25 protein-coding genes and 2 pseudogenes are annotated in these 23501 nt (G+C 72.7%); 17 read left to right on the forward strand and 10 right to left on the reverse strand.

Features of this window, described 5'->3' with window-relative positions; all coding sequences use genetic code 11:
* Nucleotides 1-287 precede the first annotated feature (287 nt).
* Together ACWCPM_RS26940 and ACWCPM_RS26945 are read right to left on the reverse strand one after the other, a co-directional pair.
* On the reverse strand, nt 288-665 hold the full coding sequence (locus ACWCPM_RS26940) for a toxin Doc (protein ID WP_450978834.1): 378 nt from the start codon (nt 663-665) through the stop codon (nt 288-290).
* Nucleotides 666-668: 3 nt separating this feature from the next.
* Complete coding sequence (locus tag ACWCPM_RS26945; protein ID WP_450978835.1) at nt 669-914, reverse strand: hypothetical protein; 246 nt, start codon at nt 912-914, stop codon at nt 669-671.
* A gap of 378 nt (nt 915-1292) precedes the next feature.
* On the opposite strand from ACWCPM_RS26945, the gene ACWCPM_RS26950 reads away from it, so the two are divergent.
* The 3 genes from ACWCPM_RS26950 (at nt 1293) to ACWCPM_RS26960 (ending at nt 6329) form a co-directional block, all read left to right on the forward strand.
* The gene (locus ACWCPM_RS26950) at nt 1293-3665 is read left to right on the forward strand and encodes a SpoIIE family protein phosphatase (RefSeq protein WP_450978862.1); all 2373 of its coding nucleotides are present in this window, start codon (nt 1293-1295) and stop codon (nt 3663-3665) included.
* A gap of 89 nt (nt 3666-3754) precedes the next feature.
* Nucleotides 3755-5059 carry an SLC13 family permease gene (locus tag ACWCPM_RS26955; protein WP_450978836.1) on the forward strand — a complete coding sequence of 435 codons (1305 nt, stop codon included), beginning with the start codon at nt 3755-3757 and terminating at the stop codon, nt 5057-5059.
* 451 nt (nt 5060-5510) lie between these two features.
* Nucleotides 5511-6329: a phytanoyl-CoA dioxygenase family protein gene (locus ACWCPM_RS26960; RefSeq protein ID WP_450978837.1), complete on the forward strand. Its 819-nt coding sequence runs from the start codon at nt 5511-5513 to the stop codon at nt 6327-6329.
* 158 nt (nt 6330-6487) lie between these two features.
* On the opposite strand, the gene ACWCPM_RS26965 is transcribed toward ACWCPM_RS26960, so the two are convergent.
* Nucleotides 6488-6964 (reverse strand): MarR family winged helix-turn-helix transcriptional regulator, encoded by a 477-nt coding sequence (locus ACWCPM_RS26965; protein WP_450978838.1) that lies wholly within the window; start codon nt 6962-6964, stop codon nt 6488-6490.
* Nucleotides 6965-7087: 123 nt separating this feature from the next.
* On the reverse strand, nt 7088-7651 hold the full coding sequence (locus ACWCPM_RS26970) for an NADPH-dependent FMN reductase (RefSeq protein ID WP_450978863.1): 564 nt from the start codon (nt 7649-7651) through the stop codon (nt 7088-7090).
* 144 nt (nt 7652-7795) lie between these two features.
* Between ACWCPM_RS26970 and ACWCPM_RS26975 the strand changes: the two genes are divergently transcribed.
* Both ACWCPM_RS26975 and ACWCPM_RS26980 read left to right on the forward strand, forming a co-directional pair.
* Nucleotides 7796-8272, forward strand: coding sequence for a MarR family winged helix-turn-helix transcriptional regulator (locus ACWCPM_RS26975; protein WP_450978839.1), 477 nt, complete (start codon nt 7796-7798; stop codon nt 8270-8272).
* Nucleotides 8273-8299: 27 nt separating this feature from the next.
* Nucleotides 8300-8503: pseudogene (locus ACWCPM_RS26980) on the forward strand (hypothetical protein); the annotation flags it as partial.
* Here ACWCPM_RS26980 and ACWCPM_RS26985 read toward each other — a convergent pair.
* Nucleotides 8500-9021 (reverse strand): flavoprotein, encoded by a 522-nt coding sequence (locus tag ACWCPM_RS26985; protein WP_450978840.1) that lies wholly within the window; start codon nt 9019-9021, stop codon nt 8500-8502. The pseudogene ACWCPM_RS26980 and the gene ACWCPM_RS26985 sit on opposite strands and share 4 nt — an antisense overlap.
* 303 nt (nt 9022-9324) lie before the next feature.
* Between ACWCPM_RS26985 and ACWCPM_RS26990 the strand changes: the two genes are divergently transcribed.
* The 3 genes from ACWCPM_RS26990 to ACWCPM_RS27000 all read left to right on the forward strand — a co-directional run bounded on the left by ACWCPM_RS26990 (nt 9325) and on the right by ACWCPM_RS27000 (nt 11484).
* The gene (locus ACWCPM_RS26990) at nt 9325-9774 is read left to right on the forward strand and encodes a nitroreductase family deazaflavin-dependent oxidoreductase (protein ID WP_450978841.1); all 450 of its coding nucleotides are present in this window, start codon (nt 9325-9327) and stop codon (nt 9772-9774) included.
* Nucleotides 9775-10089: 315 nt separating this feature from the next.
* Nucleotides 10090-11118, forward strand: a complete 1029-nt coding sequence (locus ACWCPM_RS26995) for a glutathione S-transferase family protein (protein WP_450978842.1) — start codon at nt 10090-10092, stop codon at nt 11116-11118.
* Nucleotides 11119-11181: 63 nt separating this feature from the next.
* A complete protein-coding gene (locus ACWCPM_RS27000) occupies nt 11182-11484 on the forward strand; it encodes a DUF4235 domain-containing protein (RefSeq protein WP_450978843.1) in 303 nt (100 codons plus the stop codon).
* Between the two features lie 12 nt (nt 11485-11496).
* On the opposite strand, the gene ACWCPM_RS27005 is transcribed toward ACWCPM_RS27000, so the two are convergent.
* Complete coding sequence (locus tag ACWCPM_RS27005) at nt 11497-11889, reverse strand: VOC family protein (protein ID WP_450978844.1); 393 nt, start codon at nt 11887-11889, stop codon at nt 11497-11499.
* Nucleotides 11890-11976: 87 nt separating this feature from the next.
* Complete coding sequence (locus tag ACWCPM_RS27010) at nt 11977-12831, reverse strand: hypothetical protein (RefSeq protein WP_450978845.1); 855 nt, start codon at nt 12829-12831, stop codon at nt 11977-11979.
* A 316-nt stretch (nt 12832-13147) separates the two neighbouring features.
* Between ACWCPM_RS27010 and ACWCPM_RS27015 the strand changes: the two genes are divergently transcribed.
* From ACWCPM_RS27015 to ACWCPM_RS27030, 4 genes are all read left to right on the forward strand, one after another.
* Entirely contained in the window at nt 13148-13522 is a 375-nt protein-coding gene (locus ACWCPM_RS27015) for an anti-sigma factor antagonist (protein WP_450978846.1), read from the forward strand.
* A 128-nt stretch (nt 13523-13650) separates the two neighbouring features.
* On the forward strand, nt 13651-14301 hold the full coding sequence (locus ACWCPM_RS27020; protein WP_450978847.1) for a DUF4230 domain-containing protein: 651 nt from the start codon (nt 13651-13653) through the stop codon (nt 14299-14301).
* Nucleotides 14302-14499: 198 nt separating this feature from the next.
* Nucleotides 14500-15303, forward strand: a complete 804-nt coding sequence (locus ACWCPM_RS27025) for a VanZ family protein (RefSeq protein WP_450978848.1) — start codon at nt 14500-14502, stop codon at nt 15301-15303.
* 130 nt (nt 15304-15433) lie between these two features.
* Nucleotides 15434-16663, forward strand: coding sequence for a ricin-type beta-trefoil lectin domain protein (locus ACWCPM_RS27030; RefSeq protein WP_450978849.1), 1230 nt, complete (start codon nt 15434-15436; stop codon nt 16661-16663).
* A 16-nt stretch (nt 16664-16679) separates the two neighbouring features.
* On the opposite strand, the gene ACWCPM_RS27035 is transcribed toward ACWCPM_RS27030, so the two are convergent.
* Nucleotides 16680-16928: a hypothetical protein gene (locus ACWCPM_RS27035; RefSeq protein WP_450978850.1), complete on the reverse strand. Its 249-nt coding sequence runs from the start codon at nt 16926-16928 to the stop codon at nt 16680-16682.
* Between the two features lie 106 nt (nt 16929-17034).
* On the opposite strand from ACWCPM_RS27035, the gene ACWCPM_RS27040 reads away from it, so the two are divergent.
* The 3 genes from ACWCPM_RS27040 (at nt 17035) to ACWCPM_RS27050 (ending at nt 19551) form a co-directional block, all read left to right on the forward strand.
* On the forward strand, nt 17035-18069 hold the full coding sequence (locus tag ACWCPM_RS27040) for a PHP domain-containing protein (protein WP_450978851.1): 1035 nt from the start codon (nt 17035-17037) through the stop codon (nt 18067-18069).
* A 28-nt stretch (nt 18070-18097) separates the two neighbouring features.
* Complete coding sequence (locus ACWCPM_RS27045) at nt 18098-18220, forward strand: hypothetical protein (protein WP_450978852.1); 123 nt, start codon at nt 18098-18100, stop codon at nt 18218-18220.
* Between the two features lie 302 nt (nt 18221-18522).
* Entirely contained in the window at nt 18523-19551 is a 1029-nt protein-coding gene (locus ACWCPM_RS27050; RefSeq protein WP_450978853.1) for an SDR family oxidoreductase, read from the forward strand.
* Between the two features lie 57 nt (nt 19552-19608).
* Here the strand turns inward: ACWCPM_RS27050 and ACWCPM_RS27055 are convergent, their stop codons facing one another.
* The gene (locus ACWCPM_RS27055; RefSeq protein ID WP_450978854.1) at nt 19609-19863 is read right to left on the reverse strand and encodes a hypothetical protein; all 255 of its coding nucleotides are present in this window, start codon (nt 19861-19863) and stop codon (nt 19609-19611) included.
* Nucleotides 19864-19982: 119 nt separating this feature from the next.
* Nucleotides 19983-21272: an ROK family protein gene (locus ACWCPM_RS27060; RefSeq protein ID WP_450978855.1), complete on the reverse strand. Its 1290-nt coding sequence runs from the start codon at nt 21270-21272 to the stop codon at nt 19983-19985.
* A gap of 357 nt (nt 21273-21629) precedes the next feature.
* Between ACWCPM_RS27060 and ACWCPM_RS27065 the strand changes: the two genes are divergently transcribed.
* Entirely contained in the window at nt 21630-22886 is a 1257-nt protein-coding gene (locus ACWCPM_RS27065; RefSeq protein ID WP_450978856.1) for an FUSC family protein, read from the forward strand.
* Nucleotides 22859-23408 (forward strand): annotated as a pseudogene (locus tag ACWCPM_RS27070) (hypothetical protein); the annotation flags it as partial. The gene ACWCPM_RS27065 and the pseudogene ACWCPM_RS27070, both read left to right, overlap by 28 nt.
* Nucleotides 23409-23501: the final 93 nt, after the last annotated feature.

The raw sequence follows: 23501 nt of genomic DNA on the forward strand, positions 1-23501 counted from the left end.
TCCCACGCAAGGTGACACAGGAGTTCTGTCCGTCAAAAAGGGCGGCCCTATCGGCGCGTACCTCTTTCACGGGGTGCGAGGGGCGTGAATTGTGCGCGTGCGCCCGGCCATTACCCCCCGCTGGGGGCTTCACCTTTACACAGCTCGCTCTGGAGCAACAAGGCGGTTGAGCAACATACCCACCACTGACAGAAAGTAAAACCCGGCGGCAACTCCTGTCCGTCACACGCCATTCGCCATTTCGGGCGCGGCGTGTGAAACTCTCGTACGCCGTGTGCTCCCGGGCGTCAGATCTGCCAGGACCGCAGCCGGTCCGCCGCCCCGTACAGGTCCGTCCTGCCGTCGATCAGGTCGCGGGTGAGGTCCACCAGGGCGCCGTAGGGCGGGTCGATACCGACGCCGCTGACGAACATGTAGGCCACGGCCGTCGCGCAGGCGAAGCGGGCGTTCGCCGCGGGCAGGGGTTCGAGCAGGGCGAGGGTGTGCAGCAGGGCCGCGGCGCGCCAGGCGGGGTCGGAGGCGACGCCGAGGCGGGGCGGGTCGACGCGGTGCCGGGCGACGGCGGCGACCAGGGCGGAGAAGTCGTCGATGGTCGGCCGGCCCGGCAGAACCTCCTCGTGCCGCTGGAGGAGCCAGGGCACGTCGATGTGCAGAACGGGTGCCATCTCTCAGGCGACCCGTCCCTGACCGCCGACGGGCGGCTCGTCGTCCGGGAAGGCGGCCGCGAACTCGTCCGCGTGGGCGGCGAAGAACCGCCGGAACGCCTCGGCACCCTCCTGCAGCGCCCGATGGCGCGCGATGTCGGCCGCGGCCGCCTCACGCACGAGGGCCTTCATCGACGTACCGCGCTCCTTGGCGATCTGTCGCAGGTCCTCCAGCTCGCGATCACTGAACTCCACGTTGAGGGCAGGCATGCCCCCACGGTACCGCCGGGGTACTTACCCGTAAATACCACCAGCTCAGAGGGGACGGGACACGGTACCGGAAGGACAGGAGACGCTCAGAATGCGGGAGAGGTGGGTCACGATCGGGCCCTCCGATGTCACTTCCGGACCACCGACCCGCGCCGCGGGCCGGGACGGACACCCGACTCGACCCGGATTACCGGTTTCTGACGTGACGCCAGGAGACGGGCCGGGCGTCGGCGAGGGCCGGGAACCACGCGCGGCGGCCCCCTCGACCGGTGCTCCGACGGACCCCGGCGACCGGGTTCGCGGGGGGCGGTGACGCACTAGGCTGGAACCGAAGCGGCGCGACTGTTCACTGTGCGTATGCGCGATGGAGTGACGACGATGACCCCGGAGTACCCGTTCGACGAGGCCGCCACGGCCCGGGCCGTCATCGACGCCGGGGGCCGGGTCGCCGAGTGGGGCGAGGGGGCCCGGCGCCTGCTGGGCTGGACGGCCGAGGAGGTCGTCGGGCGGCCCGCCGCGCGACTGGTCCAGGGAACGGCGCCCACCGTCGGCGGCCGCCGCCGCCAGGGCACCCTCACCTTGCGCCGCCAGGACGGCAGCACCGTCTCCGTGTGGCTGCTCGCCCACCGGCGGCCGGGACCGGACGGCGTCGGTCCGGAATGGCTGGTGGTCACCCCGTTGGAGAGCGCCCGGTCCCGCCCGGCCGACGACCCGCTGGACCGGGCCGAGCTCCTCCAGTCCCCCTGCGCCGTCGCGATCTACGACGAGCACCTGCGGCTGCACCGGATGAACGGCGCCCTGGCCGCGCTGCTCGGTCTGCCCGAGGAGCGGGTACGGGGCCTGCGCGCGACGGAGCTCGGCGGCCGGCGGCAGAGCGAGGAGATCGAACACCAGCTGCACCAGGTCCTCACCACCGGTGTGGGACACGACGTGCGCACCTACATCCCCGTCGGCGACGACGGTCTGGTGAACGCCTGGATGGCCCGGATGGCGCCGGTCAGGGACGAGGCCGGACAGGTGCGCGGCGTCTGCGTCGCCGTGCACGACTTCACCGACCAGCACCGGGCCCGCGAGCGGCTCCAGCTCATCAACGAGGCGAGCCGCCGGATCGGCAGCACGCTCGACGTCGTCCGGACGGCGCAGGAACTGGCGGACGTCTGCGTCCCGCGGATCGCCGACTTCGTCAGCGTCGATCTGCTCGACCCGACGGAGCCCTGGGGCGAGGTCACCGCCGGCCCGCTCACCGCGCCCATCACCCTGCGCCGCGCGGCCCACCGGTCGGTCGAGCCCGGCGTCGAGGCGGTCGTGCAGCCCGGCCGGCTCGACACCTACCCCGCCGCCTCGCCGCAGGCGGACTCCCTGCTGGCCGGACGGACGACCGCCGCGGACCTGCCGTCCGAGGCCCTCGCCCGGTGGCTCTCCTGGGACACGGCCCGCCACGAGCGGACCCGGCACCACGACGTCCACGCCGCGATGTCCGTACCGATCCAGGCCCGCGGCACGACCCTGGGCGTCGCGGTGCTCGCCCGGTTCCGCCGCCGGGAACCTTTCACCCCCGACGACCGGTTGCTGGCCGAGGAGATCACGGCGCACGCCGCCGTCTGCATCGACAACGCCCGCCGCTACTCCCGGGAGCGCGAGACCGCCCTCGCCCTGCAGCGCAGCCTGCTTCCGCGCTCCCTGCCACGCACCGCGGCGGTGACGGCGTGCTCGCGGTACCTCCCGGCGACACAGGCCGGAGTGGGCGGCGACTGGTTCGACGTGATCCCCCTGTCCGGGATGCGGGTGGCGATGGTGGTCGGCGACGTCGTCGGGCACGGCGTGCCGGCGTCGGCCACCATGGGGCGGTTGCGCACGGCCGTGCGCACGCTCGCCGACATCGACCTCGCCCCGGACGAGCTGCTCACCCACCTGGACGACCTGGTCCTGCGGCTGTCGGACGAGGCCGGCGCGGACGGCAGCCCCGGGGAGGCGGGGGCGACCTGTCTGTACGCCGTGTACGACCCGGTGTCGCGACGCTGCACCCTGGCCAGGGCCGGGCATCCCGCGCCGCTGATGGTGCGGCCGGGAAGCGCGGCCGAGGAGGTGGAGCTGCCCGCGGGGCCCCCGCTGGGCGTGGGCGGGCTGCCGTTCGAGGCCGCCGAGCTGTATCTGCCCGAGGGCACCGTCCTCGCGTTCTTCACCGACGGACTGGTCGAGTCCCACGACCAGGGCACCGGCACGGGCCGCGAGGTGTTGCGCGAGACCCTGTCCCGGACCGCCGCGAACCTGGACCTGACCTGCGACCAGATCCTGCACCGGCTGCTGCCGGCGGGCGGCGCCTGCGACGACGTGGCCCTGCTGCTGGCCCGCACCCGGCAACTGCCCGCCTCGCGGGTCGCCACCTGGGACGTCCCGGCCGACCCGGCGCTGGTCGCCCCGGTGCGCAAGCAGGTCGTCGACCAGCTGGGCGTCTGGGGCCTGGAGGAGGCGGGGTTCACCACGGAACTGGTGGTCAGCGAACTGGTCACCAACGCCATCCGCTACGGCGCCCGGCCCATCCGGCTCCGGTTGATCCACGACACGGCGACGCTGATCTGCGAGGTGTCGGACACCAACCACAGCGCACCGCACCTGCGGCGTGCCAAGACCTGGGACGAGGGCGGGCGCGGCCTCCTCCTGGTGGCTCAGCTCACCCAGCGCTGGGGCAGCCGGCACACACCCGAGGGCAAGACGATCTGGGCGGAACTGGAGCTGCTCGCCGGGGAGTGAACCGCGCGGGGGGCCGTCGCGCCGCCCCGCTCCTTCCGGGTGCGTGCGGGTACGGCGGACCGATCTCACCGGACTCTTACCCTCACCTGATGCCATGGTCGGACACCAGCCGACCGACGTCGTCCGAGGATCCCGCCCTGCACACCCCGCTCGCCGCAGCCCTTTCCGTCGTCCTGCTCGTCCTCGTGCTGGGGTGGGCGGTGTTCCGCCCGTTCCGGCTGCCGGAGGCGGTGGTCGCCGTACCCGCGGCCGGGCTGACGGTGGTGACGGGAGCGATCTCACCGGCCCACGCGCTGGAGGAGATCCAGCGGCTGGCGCCGGTCGTGGGCTTCCTCGCGGCCGTCCTGGTGCTCGCGCACTTCTGTGACGTGGAGGGGCTGTTCCGGGCCTGCGGGGCCTGGCTGGCACGCCGGGCGGCCGGGCGGCCGGGACGGTTGCTGACGGCGGTGTTCGGGCTGGCTTCGGCGGTCACGGCGGTCCTCAGCCTGGACGCCACGGTGGTACTGCTGACGCCGGTGGTCCTCGCCACCGCCGCCCGCTCGGGCGTCCGTGCCCGGCCGCACCTCTACGCGTGCGCGCACCTGTCGAACACGGCGTCGCTGCTGCTGCCCGTCTCCAACCTCACCAACCTGCTGGCGTTCGCCGCGAGCGGGCTGAGCTTCACACGGTTCGCCGCGCTGATGGCGCTGCCCTGGCTGGTGGCGATCGGTGTCGAGTACCTGGTCCTGCGGCGGTTCTTCGCCCGCGACCTCGCGCTCGCGCCCGAACCAGCGGAGGCCGTGAAGAAGCCCGAACGGCCCGTGTTCGCGCTGGTCACGGTGGTCTGCACGCTGGCCGGATTCGTGGTGACGTCGATGGTGGGCCTCGATCCGGCCTGGGCCGCCGCCGCGGGCGCGCTGGTCCTCGCGGCCCGCGCGTGCGTACGACGGCATGCGACACCGTTGACGGTCGTGCGGGCATCGGCGCCCGCGTTCCTCGCGTTCGTGCTCGCCCTCGGTGTGGTGGTGCGGTCGGTGGTCGACAACGGTCTCGCCGGTGCGCTCGGACATGTGCTGCCGGACGGGTCGGGGCTCGTGGCCCTGCTCGGGATCGCCGCGCTGGCCGCCCTCCTGGCCAACCTGATCAACAACCTGCCCGCGGTGCTGGTCCTGCTGCCGCTGGCCGCACCGTCCGGTCCGGGAGCGCTGCTCGCGGTGCTGCTCGGCGTGAACATCGGCCCGAACCTGACGTACGCGGGCTCGCTGGCGACCCTCCTGTGGCGACGCATCGTGCAGCGTCACGGCCACCATGTGGAGACGGGCGAGTTCACCCGCCTCGGCCTGCTCGCCGTACCGGCGACGCTGGTCGCTGCGGTGCTCGCGCTGTGGGTGTCCCTCCAGGTCGTCGGAGTGTGAGACCGGGAGGACACGGACCGTTCCACCCTCGGCGGTGTGCCGCGCGGCAGGCACCCGAAGGGCTTTCGAAGCGGGCGGGCGGCGATCACATGGACGCCGTCTCCGGTGTCGTGAGGACGAAGCCACGGCGACCAGACGGGCGGACCCGGCAGTGCGCCCACCGGAAGCGCCGTCGTCGCCCCGGGTCGGCGAGCGTCCCGGCGCCGGCCCGGCGCGACCGGCGCCTGCCGCCCGTCGTCCGGGCGAACAGCCGGCTGTCCGCGCCGCGTGGCCGATCCACGGCACAGCCAGGAGACTGGTCGAAGTGGCCGATCACCACCAGGCCGGGCGACGGCGACAGGTGCCGGACGCGGCGGCCCCGGACAGGTCGTCAGCGCTCACGGGCATCCTCCACAGCCCCGTTCCGGCCCGGCGCGGTGCGCCTTGGACACCTCACCGAGGAGTTGGACGCATGACAGCCACGGATATCGGCGCCGCCGGCCGTCCCCTCCTGACCGAGGAGGGGCTCGCACGGTTCCGGGAGGACGGCTTCACGGTCGTACGCGGTCTGTTCGGGCTCCAGGAGATCGACCGCCTGTGCGCGGAGTTCGCGGCGCTGCACGCGGGCGGCCCGGTGCCGGGCCACTTCCTGCCGAGGGAGGGCGACGACCCGCTCGCCGCCTACCCGCGGGTCATGCACCCGCACGAGATCAACGACCTGGCACTGCGGTTCCTGCTGGACGCGCGGCTGCGCGCCGTGCTGGAGGTGCTGCTCGGCGAGGAGGCGCTGGCCGCGCAGAGCATGTTCTACTTCAAGCCGCCGGGCGCCCGGGGACAGGCGCTGCACCAGGACAACTTCTACCTGCGGGTCGAGCCGGGCACCTGCCTGGCGGCCTGGGTGGCCTGCGACGTGATCGACCGGGAGAACGGTGGTCTCGAGGTGGTGCCGGGCACGCACCGGATGGACCTCTTCTGTCCGGAGGAGGCCGACGAGGAGGTGTCGTTCGCGCGGGAGTACGTACCGCCGCCGCCGGGGCTCACCCCCGTCCCGGTCGACATGCGGCCGGGCGACGTCCTGTTCTTCAACGGCAGCCTGGTGCACGGCTCGGGGCCGAACCGCGCCTCCGACCGCTTCCGGCGTTCGTTCATCGCCCACTACGTGGGCCGCTCCACCGAACGCGTCGGCGCTCACTACCGGACGCTGACAATGAGCGGCGAGCGGGTGCCGCTGCCCGAGAGCGAGGGCGCGGGCCCGTGCGGTACGGAGTTCGCCCCGCCCGGCCCCCACTGAGCCCCGCTGCCCCGCGCGGTGGATCCGGGGCCGGCCCGCCTCCTCGCGCACTCCGGCCGCGGTGCGGTCCTGACCGTTCCGTGATCCGGTCCGGTCCGTGATCCGGTCCGGTCCGTGATCCGGTCCGGTCCGGGACGGGAGCGGCGTCCCCGCCGCGGTCAGGTGGCGATGTTGCGCAGCGCCGCCGCGAGCTTCTTGAGGTCGAGCTCCGTCAGGTGGTCCAGGAAGTGGCGCCGGACGGAGGCCAGGTTGGTCGGGTAGGCCCCCTCCAGCCGAGCGAGCCCCGCGTCGGTGAGGAGGGCGTTCCAGCCGCGCGCGTCCTGTTCCGACCTGACTCTCCGGATGAGTCCCTGGCCCTCCAGCCGGCTCGCCAGCCGCGTCATGCCGCTCAGCGACATCTCGCAGCTCTCGGCGAGATCACCCATGCGCAACTGCCGGTCGGGGGCCTCGGAGAGATTGACCAGGGCCAGGTACTCGGTGAGGGACATCCGCTGCTCCCGGATCATGTCCGCGTCGAGGGCGCGCGGCAGGGAGTAGACGATGCGGCCGAGCGACCGCACAACGGCCTCCTCGTCCGGGGTGAGGGGTCGCAGCTCCCGCTCGGTGGGATCGGGCTGACCCGCGGCACGTGACATGCCCTCATGTTACTTGTCCGGCGAAGGATCTGAGCCGGTGCCCGTACCGTGCTGCGGCGGACCGGTGGACTCCCGCGGTGGCACCGTCGGCACCGCGGGAGCCCACCGGTCGCGGTGTGTCCGTTACGCGGCGGCACGCAGCGGGGCGAGGGCCGCGCTCCACGCCAGCACCTGGTCGAGGGTGGTGTTCAGGGCCTCCACCTGGAACGCGCCGGGCTTGAACTCGCTGAAGTTCTCGAAGTCGTTGAACAGCGACAGCGCGACCTGCGCACGCACGTCGGCCATCTGGAGCTCACCGGCGACCAGACGGAGGTGCTCCACCGCACGGGCACCGCCCAGGGAGCCGTAGCTGACGAAGCCGACGGCCTTGTTGTTCCACTCGGCGTACAGGAAGTCGATCGCGTTCTTCAGCACACCGGACGTCGAGTGGTTGTACTCGGGCGTCACCATGATGAAGCCGTCGAAGGAGTCGATCTTGCGCGCCCACTCCTGGGTGTGCGGCTGGGAGTACTGGCCGAGCGACGGCGGGACCATCTCGTCGAGGTGCGGCAGCTTGTAGTCCAGCAGGTCGACCAGCTCGAACTGCGCGTCGGTGCGCTGCGAGGCGATGTCGCGGACCCAGTGGGCAACGGCCTCGCCGTTCCGCCCGGGACGGGTGCTGCCGAGGATGATGCCGATCTTGATCATGCCGAAACCCTTCATATAGGCGCTCCCGGCACAGGTCCGGGATATATTTGCTTCGACAAGCAACCTAGGCAGGATATGTTTGCTTCGTCAAGTAAGTGATGTCGCGAACGGCCGACCCCTGTCGTGACCACGAGGAACGAGGTGATGTCCGCGATGACACCGGAACCGGAACCGTGCGCGGCCACGCTGCGGACGCTCACCGCGGACGAGGAGGCCGTCGTCCGGTCCCTTCCGCATCTGGTGTACGCCCTGCCGCGCGCCATCGACGCCGACATGGCCCGTGAGGGGCAGCTGCCCACCACGGAGTACCTGGCCCTCATGTACCTGTCCGAGGCACCCGGGCGTCGGCTGCGCATGGGCGACCTGGCCGACGCCTGCGAGATGTCGCTCAGCGGCACGACCCGGGTCGTGCGCCGGCTGGAGGACGAGGGGTTCGTCCAGCGGGTGCGGTGCGGCCAGGACGGCCGCGGCTGGCACGCCGCCCTCACCGACGCCGGCCTCGCCCGCCTGAAGGATGCCTGGCCGGCCCATCTGGCCGCCGTCCGGCGCCGCTTCCTCGACCATCTCGGCGACCTGGACCTCAGGGCGCTCGCCGTCGCCTTCCGCAACGTCGCGACCTGAGCGCCCCGCGCCCCGCACCACGGCATCGGCGTCCCGCACGGGACCGTACTCGAACAGATCGAGCTGCTGGGCGAGATCGTGCCCGTCCTGCGCGAGGAGTTCGCCGCCGGCCGTCCCGCGCACATCCCGGACGGGCCCACCCATACCTCGCTGATCGCGGAGGGAGGGGCCGGGCCGTCACGGGACGGGATCCGGACGGCGAAGCGCGCCCTCACGGCCGTCCGGCCCTAATACACCTCGACCAGGTCCAGCGCGCGCTCCCACCGGAACGCGTCGCGGCCCTCCTCGCCCGAGTACGGTTCGCCGAAGCGGACGCCCATCCCCCGGAGCCGTATCAGGCTGTCGTTGTAGGCGGGATGGGCGGCCAGCGCGTCCCCGACGCAGGGCAGCGCCGCGATCGGGACCCCCAGGCCGTACGCCTCGCAGAGGGTGGCGACCGCGAGGGTGTCACCCAGGCCCGCCGCCCATTTGTTGATGGTGTTGAAGGTGGCCGGCGCCACCACCACGGCGTCCGGGGGCGGGAACGGGCGCGGGTCGGCCGGCGTGCGCCACGCGGAACGGATCGGGCGGCCCGTGCGCGCCTCGACGGCCGCGGTGTCGAAGAAGCCGCCCATCGCGGTGGGCGTCGCGATGACACCCACCTCCCAGTCCCGCTCCTGCGCGGCGGTGATCAGTCGGCCCACGTCCGCGGCGATCCCAGCGGCGCAGACGACAACGTAGAGGAAAGGCTTCCCGCCCTGTTCGGTCACCCGGGAACCCTACTGAAGCGGGAAGGAGCACCCCCTCCCGGCCGTCGGCCGGGGTCCGTGGACGCGGCGCGCGGCCTCCTCGACGGCCACGTCGTCGACGCCGGTCTCACGCACGGGCGTCCTCTCCTGCGGGCGGCGACAGACGGCGCTGCTCCCGGCTCTCGCCGGGGCGGGCGGCGGACGCGATCACCCGGGAGGCAATCGTGAGCACCGGGAGTGTCGCGGCGGTGGATGGATCCCGTGTTTGCCAGTGTGGAGGGTCGGAGTCGGCCGGCTTCGGCACGTGACGACGGGACGGTTGCCATGCCTCTTGAGGGTGAGTACGAGCCCAGCCCCACGCAGTGGGTGCGCGAGCAGGTCGAGTTGTACGAGAGCTCCGGCGGTACGAAGGGGACGACCCTGATGGACACCGGGCTGCCCGTCGTCGTGCTGACGACCCTGGGCGGGCGGAGCGGCAAGATCCGCAAGTCGCCGGTGATGCGGGTCGAGCACGACGGCGTCTACGCGGCCGTGGCGTCGCTGGGCGGGGCCCCCAAGCATCCGGTCTGGTACCACAACGTCAAGACCCACTCGCTGGTGGAACTCCAGGACGGGCCGGTGAAGCGGGACATGACGGCCCGGGAGATCACCGGCGCGGAGAAGGAGACCTGGTGGGAGCGTGCCGTCGCCGCCTATCCCCCGTACGCCGAGTACCAGGAGAAGACCGACCGGGTGATCCCGGTGTTCGTGCTGGAGCCGGTCGACGGGGACTGAACCGGGGAACCCACCGGCCCGGCACCCACGCGCCCGGGCCCGGAGAGCTTTCCGTGCCCGGCGCGCATGAAGGTGAACGGGCCGGGCACCCGCACGTCGGGCCCCGCCGCGCTCCCCCGTCGCGGCGGGGCCTTCTCGTGCCCGCCGGGCGACATCGGGGCAGGCGGCCACGAGCCTCCGGGTCGGCACCCGTGTCCATGGTGAACGGCGCATCCACCCCGGCGACGCAGATCACTCGTGCCGGGGGACGGAAAGGGGGGAACTCGGGGAACAACCTTGGGCGACAGCACGTCCACGGCAGTGAGGAGACGGGTCATGAGCGGCCCGCGCGTCGGGAACGACGACAGCAACAGCGCCTACGGCCACAAGCCGTTCCGGCGGTCCACGAGCCACTTCGCGGACCGGATCACGGCGGACGGCAAGGAGGGCTGGCCGGTCGAGGCGGGGCGTTACCGTCTGGTGATCAACCGCGCCTGTCCGTGGGCGAACCGGGCGGCGATCTCACGCCGGCTGCTGGGGCTGGAGAGCGCCCTGTCCCTGGCCGTCACGGACCCGATCCAGGATGACCGCAGCTGGCGCTTCACCCTCGACCCGGAGGGCCGTGACCCCGTCCTCGGCATCCGGTTCCTCAGCGAGGCGTACGACCGGCGCGAGACCGGCTACCCGGGCGGTGTCAGCGTGCCGGCGGTCGTCGACGTGCCGACCGGGCGACTCGTCACCAACGACTACCAGCAGATCACCCTCGACTTCGCCACCGAGTGGACCGCACTGCACCGGGAGGGTGCGCCGGACCTGTATCCGCAGAGCCGGCGCGACGAGATGGACGAGGTGATGGCGGGCGTCTACCAGGACGTCAACAACGGGGTGTACCGCGCCGGTTTCGCCAGCAGCCAGGGCGAGTACGAGGCCGCCTGCACGGACGTCTTCCGGCGCCTCGAAGTGCTGACGCCGCGGCTGGCCCGGCAGCGCTACCTGGTCGGCGACACGATCACCGAGGCGGACATCCGGCTCTTCACCACCCTGGTCCGGTTCGACGCGGTCTATCACGGTCACTTCAAGTGCAACCGGTGGAAGCTGACGGAGAACCAGGTCCTCTGGGCGTACGCCCGTGACCTCTTCCAGACGCCCGGCTTCGGCGACACCGTCGACTTCGACCACATCAAGCGGCACTACTACGAGGTGCACACGGGCGTCAACCCGACCAGGATCGTGCCACTCGGCCCGGACCTCGCGGGCTGGCGGGCCCAGCACCACCGGGAGGAGCTCGGTGGACGCCCGTTCGGGGACGGCACTCCGCCGGGGCCGGTGCGCCCGGGCGAGGAGATCCTGGTGGCCGGCGTGTAACCCGTAACCCGTAGCCGTAGCCGTAGCCGTAGCCGTAGCCCACGATCGAACCTAGGAGGCCAGGTGGCCAAGAAGAAGAAGCAGAAGCTCCCCGTCGCCTACCAGCCCGTCGGCTGGCTGCTGGGATGGGCCGGCGGCTGGCTGGCCGGGCTCGCCTTCCGCAGGACCTGGATGGCGATCCGGCACGAGGAGGACGCGCCGGACGCGCTGGACCCGGACCGCAAGTGGGGCGAGATCCTGCTGGCCGCCGCGGTCCAGGGCGCCATCTTCGCCGCGGTGCGCAGCGCCGTGGACCGCGGTGGCGCCAAGGCCATCGAGCGCTCGACCGGGGTGTGGCCGGCGGTGCAGAGGGGTGGCCGGGACTGACGCCCGGTCCGGTCAGCCCTGCTTCGGCGCCGTCGGCAGCGTACGGCGCAGGGTGAAGGTGTGGCCCGCCGGGTCGCAGTAGCCGCGTTCCTCGGACGGCCCGGTGGAGTCCTTCGTGTCCACGGGCCGTCCGCCCAGGGACACGATCCGGCGCTCGACCGCGTCCAGGTCCGTCACGATGAACTCCAGATGGGTCTGGAGCGAGTTCTCGGGGCGCGGCCAGCTCGGCGGCGTGGCGTTGATGTCACGCCGGAAGGCCAGTCGGGTGCCGTCGGCGTTGCGGATCTCCACGCGGTTGGCCGTCGCGTCGGTCTCCTCCGCCTCCATCAGCTCCTTGTAGAACACGGCCAGCTTCTCGGGCTCGGCGCAGTCGAGCACCATGACGCCCGCGGTCACCAGTGGCATGTCTTCCTCCGAAGGGTCCGGCGGCACGGGACGAGGGTGTCCCGCCCCTGTCCTTGCGGTTGTCCCGGCCCCGCGGAATCAGGCCGCTCACTTGCAGCCCGGATCGGGCTCCACCCGGGGCCAGGACTCCACCACGTCATGGGTGCGGACGTAGACGGCCGCGGTGTCGCCGGTCCGGTAGAGGCGGCGATCGCCGAGGCGGTGGCCGGTGTCGCGGGCGTCCGCGGGGAGGCGGGTGGCGGGCAGATAGGGGCCGGTGAGCATGGCGGCGTGGAACGCGCCCTCGGGGTCGCGGGCGTAGGTGCCCTCGCGGGTCGTCAGGAAGGTGACCGACTGCCAGTCGCAGTGGGCGTCGCCCTGGAAGGTGTGGAGTTCGGCGAACGGCACGCGGTCGCCGTCGGCGTCGGTCCAGAGGTCGTAGGGCCTGGTGTCGGTGAACGACGCGGGAAGTTCGGCGGGGTCGCACTCGGCGCTCGTCTCCGGGCCCCAACCCGGTGAACCGGGGCGGTCCTTGGCGACCACGACCGCGACCTTGGTCCGGCCGGCCACGTCGAAGGAGTACAGGACGCGGCCGGCGCTCACGCGTTCCGCGCGGTAGCCGGTCTCCGGCACCTCGGGCTGCTCGACCTCGAAGTAGAGCGCGAGGCCCTCCTCGGGAGTGGCGCCCCCGTCCGCCTCGCCCCAGTCTCCGCTCGGCCCGCCCGCGTGGATCTCCCCCTCGCACTCCAGCGCGCGGCCCGCGGCACCGGATTCGAGGCGCGGGTCGGGCCGGGCGTGATCGCCGAGGGGCCGTGCGGGCAGGTGCAGAGGCCCGCCGTAGGGCTTCGCCGGGGGTGTGCCGGTGATGACCAGGTCCTCGTCGTGACCGGGGCCCGAGCCGCAGCCCGTCGCCGTCAGGGCCGTCACCAGGACCGCCGTCGCCGTTCTCAGCCCTGCGCTCATGTGCCACCTCTTCCGTGCGCCTGCCGCTGTCCCTCCTACGACGCGGCAGCCGCCCGGAACGTTGGGTCAGCGACCCGAGCCGGCGACTGACTTGAGCGGGCGAATAGCCCGAGCGGGCGACGACCCGCGGCCCGCCGGGACCCCACCGGGATCCGGCGGGCCCTCTCATCACACTTCGTTCAAGTAGCGAAGAAACTCGGGCGCGTTTCGAAGACATATGTCAATCGAACATGCTGGAATGCCTCCCATCGAGGGTAACTTGCAGTGCAGGGAACGCAGTTGTGTACCCATCGGCACCGGCGGGAGGTGAGGCGACATGGAGCGCGACACCGCGCCCCTCACCCGGCATCTGCGGGTCCACCGGGAACGCGGGCACACCGTCCTGGAGTTCCACGGGGAGATCGACATCGCCGCGGCGGCGGAGATCCTCCCCCATCTGGACGACCTGACCACGCGGCCCGGCGCCCGTATCGTGATCGACCTCAGCCCCGTCGAGTTCTTCGACTGCTCCGGGCTGCGCCTGCTGTACCGCGCGCACAGCAGGGTGCTCGCCCACGACGGGCGGCTGCATCTGGTGTGCGCCCACCCCATGACCCTGCGCGTGCTGCGGGTCACCGGGCTGCACCGGCTGCTACCCCCGCAGCCCACGCTGGACGCGGCGTTCCGGCATCCCGGGACTCCCACGGCCTGACAGCGGGGCGGCCCGGCGCTCCCCCCGTCTCCCCCGCTGCACCCGCATCGGTCGTACATGGGTCAACCGACAAGACTGGCGGGGGATTTGGCGGGCATGGGGGAGAGCAGGAAGGAGGACCGTCGCCCATGACGAGTTCGATCAAGCGCATACCCGGTTGGGCGAAGGCACTGAGCGCCCTGGTGGTGGTGCTCGTCGTGCTGTTCGCCGGGATCCGGCTGAGTGTGCTGCCGGGTCTGAAGGACCTGTTCGGCACCGAGACCCATGACCGCTCGGGGCCGGCCCTGCTCAAGTCGATCCAGGACATGAGCCGTTACGACGCCGCCTCCGGCAACTTCCAGGTCGTCGTGGACCTGGAGAAGGACGCCAAGTACCTTCCCGACGCCCTCCGCGGCACCCGCACCCTGTACATCGGGGCGGGCACCGTCGACGCCTACGTCGACCTCGGCAAGATCGGCGAGGACGACGTGACGGTCGACGAGGACCGTACGTCCGCCACGCTGCGGCTGCCGCACGCGGCGCTCGGCAAGCCCGCACTCGACCCCGACCGCTCCTACGCCGTCTCCAAGCAGCGCGGTCTGTTCGACCGGCTCGGCGATCTGTTCTCGGACAACCCCAACGGAGAACAGGCCGTGCAGCAGCTCGCGGTGCGCCACATCCGGGACGCGGCCGAGGAGAGCGAGCTCACCCGGCGCGCCGAGAGCAACACGACCGGCATGCTCAAGGGGCTGCTGGGCTCGCTCGGCTTCAAGGAGGTCGAGGTCACCTACGGAACCTGAGTGACCGCGCGCCGTCGAAGCACCGCCTCGGGGTGAGGCGGTGCGGCGCGCGGAACCGTGCGGGGCGCCCGTGCGCGACATCGCGGGGCGCCCGTACGCAAAACCGTGCGCGGCGGAGGAGAACCGGAACCGCATCTCCGCGGGGTCCCGGGGTAATCGCGTTGTTGGCCAAGGGAACGTTGAAGTCTGGAGGACCGAGTGGCCCGTGCAGCATTGCTCTCCCGCGTTCTTGCTCGCCCGCGGGCCGCCAAGCGGCCCGCCGCGGGGCGGACCGCGGAACAGTCCGACGCGAAGTGGTTCACCAGGGCTTTCGCCAAGCGATCCGCCCCGGCGTCCACCGAATCACACGCCAAACCGACCACGAAGACCTCGACGAAGGCGACCTCCAAGACCTCCAAGACCTCCACCAAGCCGTCCTCGAAGTCGTCCTCGAAGCCGTCGAACAAGCCGTCCGCGAAGTCGTCGAACAAGCCGACCACCAAGCCGACCGCCAAGACGTCCACCAGGCGAACCGCCGCGCCCGCCGCCAAGGGAAGGCCCGGGCCGCGGCGCCCGCTGCTCGCCGCGCTCGGCCGGGCACTCGCGATGGCCTGCGCCTTCGCGTTCATGGTGGCCTTCGCCGTCGTACTGGCCAAGCTGACGCTGCAGCCCTCCCCCGCGTCGGAGGCGCTGACGCACACCAATCTGCGCCCCGGCGACTCCCTGCGGGCGTATCTGGACCAGCCGCAACTGCGCGACGCGGCGAAGCAGGTCGGCGGCAACCTGCTGCTCGGCGTGCCCTTCGGGGTGCTGGTGCCGGTGGTCGCGCCACGGGCCCGGGGAGTCGTCCGGGTACTGCTGCTCACGGCTGTCGTGATGCTGGCGGTCGAGCTGGCACAGGGGGCGATGATCACGGGCCGCGCCTTCGACATCGACGACGTCATCCTCAACACCACGGGCGCGCTGGCCGGGTACCTCCTGATGGGACGCCGCCTCGGGCGGACGGTGCACGCGCGGCGCTGAGTGTCTCAAGTCCTGGTCTGAACCAAGGTATTGACGCCCCGTTACCTCATCTCTTAAATCAAGGGGAACCCTTCACCCCCCACCTCAGTCGGCGCTCCCGTGCGCGGGGGCGCCGCCGGAAGGGAAGGCCGTGGCTTCCCCACGACTCCTCCGCAGATGCCTGCTCGGCGCGCTGTCCGCCGTACTGGTCGCCTCCGCCGCCGTCGCCGCTCCCGCCGCCCAGGCGGAGCCGGCCGGCGTCCAGGCGGTGACGTTCTCCGACACCTTCGACGGTCCCGCCGGCGCGGGCGTCAACTCCTCCCGGTGGCAGATCGAGACCGGCGACAACGTCAACAACCATGAGCGGCAGTACTACACCTCCGGCACCAACAACGCCGCGCTGGACGGCCAGGGCCATCTGGTGATCACCGCCAGGCGCGAGAATCCCGCCAACTACCAGTGCTGGTACGGCCGTTGCGAGTACACCTCGGCCAGGCTCAACACCTCCGGGAAGTTCACCGCACAGTACGGGCACGTCGAGGCCCGGATGAAGATCCCGCGCGGGCAGGGCATGTGGCCGGCGTTCTGGATGCTCGGCACCCCGGTCGACTGGCCGGACTCGGGCGAGATCGACATCATGGAGAACGTCGGTTTCGAGCCCTCGACGGTGCACGGCACGATCCACGGCCCCGGCTACTCCGGTGCGGGCGGCATCGGCGCGGCGTACTCGCTGCCGAACGGGCAGGCGTTCGCGGACGGCTTCCACACCTTCGCCGTCGACTGGGCCCCGGACTCCCTCACCTGGTCCGTCGACGGCAACGTGTACCAGCGCCGCACCCCCGCCGACCTGGGCGGGCGGTCCTGGGTGTTCAACAAGCCGTTCTTCCTGATCCTGAACCTCGCGGTCGGCGGCTACTGGCCGGGCGACCCGGACGGCTCCACGGTCTTCCCGCAGCAGCTGGTGGTGGACCATGTGACGGTCTCCACGAGCGACTCCCCCACGGGCGGCGGAATCCGGGGGCTGGCCGGCAAGTGCGTGGACGTCGCCGGGGCGAACCCCGCCAACGGCACCCCCGTCCAGCTCTACGACTGCAACGGCACCGCGGCCCAGCGGTGGTCGGTGGGCGGCGACGGCACGATCCGGGCGCTCGGCAAGTGCCTGGACGTCGCGGGCGGCGGCACGGCGGACGGCACGGTCGTCCAACTGTGGGACTGCAACGGCTCCGCCGCGCAGAGATGGGTCGTGACCGCGGCACGCGACATCGTCAACCCGCAGGCGGACAAGTGCCTGGACGTCACCGGCAACAACCCGGCCAACGGCACCCGGCTCCAGATCTGGACCTGCACCGGCGCCGCCAACCAGAAGTGGACCGTCGGCTGAGCCGGGTGCGGGGGCCTCAGACCCTGCCCTGGCGCGGGGTCCAGTGGAACTTGTCGCCGCCGACCCAGCGGATCACGTCCGGGTCGTCCAGGTCGTGGACCGTGATACCGAAGGCCGCGGCGGTCTCCAGGACGTCGGTGACGGCCCGCGCCGCGCCGACCACCTCACCGTCGATCTCCACGATGCGAAACGGCGGGCTGCCGGGTTGTACGCCGAGCACCATGATCCGCGGATGGGAGATGTAGGGGCTCGCGATTTCGGTCATGACATAGAGCGTAGAGCGGATCCGGCCATCGCGACGATCGCGCGGTGGCCGGTGGCGGCGCCTGTGGCGCTGGGGAACCCTGGAGGGTGACCCGGAGGAGGTGGCGATGGATCCCGTCGAGGCACTGGGGCGGATCGCCTTCCTGCTGGAGCGGTCGCTCGCGCCGTCGTACCGCGTGCGCGCCTTCCGCACCGCCGCCCGCGTGGTGGGCGAACTGCCCGAGGAGGAGCTGCGCGCGCGGGTGGCGGCGGGGTCCCTGGAGTCCCTCAAGGGCGTCGGCCCGAAGACCGCGCAGGTGGTGCGGGAGGCACTGGCCGGCCGGGTGCCGGGGTATCTGGCACAACTGGAGGACGAGGCCGGGCGGGAGCCGCCGGTACGGGGCGGTCGGACCTTGCTCGCGAGGCTGCGCGGGGATTGCCATGTGCACTCCGACTGGTCGGACGGCGGCAGCCCGATCGACGAGATGGGCAGGGCCGCCGCGGGGCTCGGCCACGCGTGGGCGGCGCTCACCGACCACTCCCCCAGACTGACCGTGGCGCGCGGGCTGTCGGCCGAGCGGTTGCGCGAGCAGCTGGACGTGGTGGCCGCCCTCAACGAGACCTGGTCGCCGTTTCGCCTGCTCACCGGCATCGAGTGCGACATCCTCGACGACGGCTCCCTCGACCAGGACCCCGGGCTGCTCGCGCGGCTGGACGTCGTGGTGGTGTCGGTGCACTCCAAGCTGCGCATGGACGCGCGCGCCATGACCCGCCGCATGGTGCGGGCCGTCCGCGATCCCCACGCCGACGTCCTCGGGCACTGCACAGGGCGGCTGGTGACCGGGCGGGGCCGGCCGGAGTCGGAGTTCGACGCCGACGAGGTGTTCGCCGCGTGCGCCGAGTCCGGTACCGCGGTGGAGATCAACAGCCGCCCCGAGAGGCTCGACCCGCCCCGACGGCTGCTGCGCCGGGCGGTGGCGGCCGGCGTGCTCTTCTCGATCGACACCGACGCGCACGCGCCCGGGCAGCTCGACTGGCAGATCAACGGCTGCTCCCGGGCCGAGGAGTGCGGCGTGCCGCCGGAGCGCGTCGTGACCACCTGGTCGGCCGGTGAGCTGCTGGCCTGGACACACGAGGGACGGGTCCCGGCCGGAGCGGGATGAGACACCGCGGAGCGGGATGAGACACCGCGTGTCCTCCCGCCGGACCACCCCACCGCGACTCGTACGGCCGGGCGATGCCGACGACCTGGTGACGGAGCTCACGGGCGGCACGGTGGGCGTGCTGGAACACCCGGGGGCGGTCGCCCGTTGAACCGTACGTGGGTGCGGAGGGAACAGTGTCCCCGGGCCTCACCTTCTGCCCACAGGGAAGTTCGTCCGGCTGAAGCCCTGTGGAGCCTTTCGCCGAGAGGCGACCGCCCTCCGCGCCCACGCACGGACCGCCCCGACCGGAATCCCCCGTCCGGTCGGGGCTTTCTCCTGTGCCGCCCGCGCCCCCGCGCGCGGGACCCCGCGACTGCTCGCCCCCACGCTGGTCGCCCGCACGCGTGCGGGCCGCCACGGCCGGGTACTCGGAGCGCTCCACCGCGGGAGTACGCCCGAGAGGAGACGGACGTGGGCATCGAAACGGGCAGCAGGATCGTGGTCACGGGCGCCACCGGCAACGTGGGCACCAGCGTGGTACGACTCCTGTCCGAGGATCCGCGGGTCGGGTCGGTACGGGGCCTGGCGCGTCGGCTTCCCGCGTGGTCGCCCCCGAAGACGGACTGGGCGGCCGTCGACGTGGCCTCCGAACAGGCCGACCTCGTGAAGGAGTTCCTCGGCGCCGACGCCGTGATCCATCTGGCCTGGGCCTTCCAGCCGACGCACGATCCGGCGCGCACCTGGCGCACCAACGTGCTCGGCGGCATCCGGGTGTTCGACGCGGCGGCCTCCGCGGGCGTGCCCGTCCTCGTCCACGCCTCCTCGGTGGGCGCCTACTCGCCGGGGCCCAAGGACCACGCCGTCGACGAGTCCTGGCCGACGCACGGCTGGCCGGACGCCGCGTACTGCCGGGAGAAGGCCTATCTGGAACGCACCCTGGACACCTTCGAGCGTGACCACCCCGGGCTCCGGGTGGTGCGGATGCGGCCGGCCTTCCTGTTCAAGCGGGAGTCGGCGAGCGAGCAGCGGCGGATCTTCGCCGGAAAGTTCCTCCCGGGCCCGCTGGCGCGTCCGGAGCTGCTGCCGTTCCTGCCGGACATCCCCGGACTGCGGGTCCAGGCGCTGCACACCGACGACGCGGCCAGGGCGTACCGGCTGGCGGTCGGCTCGGACGTGCGGGGCCCCTTCAACCTGGCGGCCGATCCGCCGGTCGACGCGGGGCTGCTGGCCGAGCTGCTCGGCAGCCGCCCCGTCCGGCTGCCCCGGAGCGCGGCCCGCTCGGCGATCGCCGCCGCTTGGGGGCTGCACCTGCTGCCCGCCTCGCCGCACCTCTTCGACGCCGTGCTGCGGCTGCCGCTGATGGACTGCACGCGCGCCCGCACGGAACTCGGCTGGCGGCCGACGCGCACGGCGCCCGAGGTCATCGAGGAGTTCCTGCACGGCCTCCAGCAGGGTGCGGGAGCGAGCACGGTGCCGATGCGGGGGCGGAAGGTGGGGTGAAGCACCCCGGCACGCCCTGCCGCCGGTCGCGGAGAGGTGCCGCCGCCCCGCGCTCCGTCAGTCCGGTGACTCGTCCGGCACCGGGTGCTCGGGATGGACCGTCGCGGACCGCGGGGCCCCCTGCCTGCCCGTGCCCGCCTCGTCCGTGTCCGGCACATCGGCGGCGCCCTGCTGCGCCTCCTCGTCGGCGCGGTCCTTCTCGGCCGGGGACACCTCCAGGGGGTCGTCCTCGTCCGTCACCGCCTGCTGGTCGGGCAGATCACGCGGTACGGGGTCGGGGCTGCGGCCCGGCTCCTCGTGGCGGTCCGTCATGGCGTACTCCCTTCATGGCGTCCGGGACGCACGCGGGTACCTCCTGGGACGGCGGCGAAACCGCTCACGCGGGTACCTGCGGGGACGGCGGCGAAACCGCACGCGGTGCCGTCGCGCCGTCAGTGCGGGGCCCGCTCCGCCAGTGCCGTGCGCCAGGCCGGTGCCGGGCCCTCGGGCGCGGGCTCGGGGCGGCGGCCGCCGCGGGCGAAGAAGTCGGCCAGCGGCAGGATCGCCGCGCCGACGGTGACCGCGTCCGGTCCGAGCCGGCCCAGCTCGACGGTGACCTTCTCGGCCGGATGCCGCAGGGCGTACGCCACCGCGTGCCGGCGTACCGCGGGCAGGAACCCGGCGCCGAGCTGGAGGCCCGCCCAGCCGCCGATGAGGATGCGCTCGGGCTGGAAGAGGTTGATCAGGTCGGACAGACCGGCGCCCAGGTACTCGGCGGTCTCCTCCAGCACGGCCAGCGCCACGGGGTCGGCGGCCGCGCCCTCGGGCGGGTAGGCGGCGGCGAGCATCGCCGTGAGCGCGGTCTCCTCGTCGGTGCCCTCGGGCGGCCGCCCGCCCTCCTCGCGCCAGCGCTCGAGGAGTGACTCCGCGCCCGCGTACGCCTCCAGGCAGCCGAGCGCACCGCACCGGCAGCGGCGCCCCCTGACCCGCACCGTCAGATGGCCCCACTCGACGGCCCGCCCGTGGTCCACCTCGGGGGTGACCAGGCACGCGCCGACGCCGGAACCGAACAGGACGACGACGGCGTTGCGGGCGCCGCGCCCGCCGCCGAACCACATCTCGGCCTGGCCGAGTGTCCTGGCGCCGTTGTCGATGAAGTACGCGACGCTCTCGGGCAGGCGCGAGGTGGAGCGGAGCAGCGCCTCCAGCGGTACGGCGTCCCAGCCGATGGTCTGGCCGTGCACGACCGCACCCCGGTCGGGGGTGCGTTCGACGATGCCGGGCACGCCTATCCCCACGCCGAGCAGCTGCTCGGGGGCGACGTCCGCGGCGTCGAGCACCTCCGTGATGCCGTCGCGGACGTGCCCGACGATCACCTCGACGTCGTACCGCTGGTGCTCCAGCGGGCGTTCGGTGCGGGCGAGTTCGGTGAGGGTGAGGTCGAACAGCTCGATGCGCACCCGCGTCTCGCCGACGTCGACGCCGATCATGTGGCCGCTGCCGGGCACCACCCGCAGCAGCGTGCGCGGGCGGCCGCCGTCGGAGTCGACGCTGCCGGCCTCCTCGACCAGACGGTCGGCGACCAGGTCGGCGACGACGTTGCTCACCGAGCCGGAACTCAGGCCGGTCGCCGGGCCCAGCTCGAAGCGGCTGAGCGGTCCGTCGAAGTACAGCCGTTGCAGCACGGCCGTCCGGTTGGCCCGTCTGAGGTCACGCACCGTGCGCCCGTTCCGCCCCGCCATGTGGCTCCTTCCGAAACCTGCCCGATCGGCGACACAACCGGCCGGGCCACCGAGGGGATATTACTCCAACCCTTAATTCAGGGCATGAGCTAAGCGGGTCGCTGCCGGGTCGCCGGTGCCGACCGGTGCCCCCCGTCCTCGACGTGACGGCCGTCGAGCGCCCCGGCGCCGGTACCCGGGGCCGCCCGCGACACAGCGTACGGAACGCCTCCCGACCGCCGGGGCCATCCTGGCACCGCCACCGCCGCCGCACACCGGTGCTGCGGCGTCCAGAAGCCTCCGCGTGCCCCGTCGCCGTGCGCCGGTCGATACCGGCGTGACGTTCGATGCCGCGAGTGACGGGGAACAGGCCAAGGGATGCGAGTGGAACGAGACTGGCCGGCGTACCGCGCGCGCCTGAAGAAATGGCGACGGGACCCCGTGGTCGTGCAGACCCTGCGGTCGACGTTCGCGGCGACCCTCGCGTACGTCATCGCCCTGCGACTGAGCCCCGAGGCCGCACCTCTCACCGCGCCCCTCACCGCGCTGCTGGTCGTCCAGGTGACCCTCTACGCCACGCTCACCAACGGCGTCCGCCGGGTGAACTCGGTGGTGGCCGGCGTGCTCGTCGCGATCGCCTTCAGCCTTCTGGTGGGCCTGACCTGGTGGAGCCTGGCCCTGGTGATCCTGGCGGCGCTGGCCGTGGGGCACCTCGTGCGGGTCGACGAGTACGTGCCCGAGGTGGCGATCAGCGCGATGCTGGTGCTCGGCGTCACCACCGTCGGGGACACGGCCTGGGCGCGGATCGTGGAGACCCTGATCGGCGCGGCGGTCGGGCTCTCGTGCAACCTGCTGCTGGCCCCGCCGGTGTGGGTGGGCGAGGCCGGCGCCTCGATCCAGGGGCTGGCCCGCCGGATGCGCCAGCTGCTGCTGCGGGTCGGCGAGGAGGCCGGCGGCCGCACCCCCGTCGAGTACGCGGCTGAGCGCCTGCACGAGGCACGCCGGCTCGACCACGACATCGTGCGGGTCGACGCGGCGCTGCGGCAGGCCGAGGACAGTCTGCGGTTCAATCCACGGGTGCGCGAGGGCCTGCTGAACCGGGTGGTGCTGCGCACGGGTCTGGACACGCTGGAGATCTGCACGGTGGTGGTGCGGGTCCTGGCGCGCTCCCTCACCGACCTGGCGAAGGCCCGCGACCCGCGGACGCTGTTCGAGGGGGAGACCGGGTCCGTCGTCGAGCAGTTGCTGTCCGAGATCGGCGACGCCGTGGTGAGTTTCGCCGTGCTGGTCACCAGCAGCGTCAGCGCGAACGCGGAGTCGGCCGAGGGCCGGCTCGCGGCCGAACTCCAGACGGCGGCGGCCACCCGGGACAGGCTGGCCCGGATGCTGCTGGAGGAGGTCCGGCGGGACAGCCACGAGTGGCAGCTGTACGGCGCCGTGCTCACGGAGGTCAACCGCATGCTCGACGAGCTCGACACCGAGCACCGCTCGCGCCGGCTCCTGGAGGAGCTGGACCGCCACACCCGACTGCAACGCGAGCGCATGCCCCGGCTCACCCGGCTGCGCGAGCGCCTGGGCGTCCAGGAGCAGCTGTGGCGCAACCGCACGGGGGCCGGCTCCGGTCGTTCCCGCTGAACGACGCGGCCCTGGCCGCCTGGCGCCAGAAGCACCGGCGCGCGGCGGAGCCGGTGAGGGCAGCGCCGCCCACTCCCGGCGGTTCCGGTGCCGCACCGGCCCCGATGGCGGCTCCCGGTGCGGCACGAGGCGGTCCGTCCCGGGCCGCCGCGGCGAGGGGGCTCGGTGTCGGCGGCTCGATGCGCCAGGAGGTCCACCGTGACGAGCGGCCGCTGACGGACCGGCCGCGCGGCCCTCGGGCCGGGTCTTCGTCCACCTGGTGACGCCGCCGGAGTGACAGCGGATCACCGGCGAGGCTCCCCCGCCGTCACCCGTGGACCGGGCGGCGTACACGCGCGCGGGACTACCCTGGTTCGACCACTACAACCAGGACGCGCGGGATCTCGCGGCGCCTGACACGCTGTCGGCGGTGAAGCCGTCGGGGAGTGGCTCGGAGACGACCACGAGCCCTGGCAGGAGCCCACGCCGCGGCGGGTACGGCCCCTCGGGGACGCGCCGGGCAAGCCGGTCACGGACGGCGACCGGTGGACCGTGGCCCGCCCGCGCGCTTGCCCGTCGTCCGCCCTCACGCGTGTCGTCCCGGACGCAACACCCGTTGCTGATCTTGCACTTGGC

This window comes from Streptomyces sp. NPDC002309 (assembly GCF_053593375.1).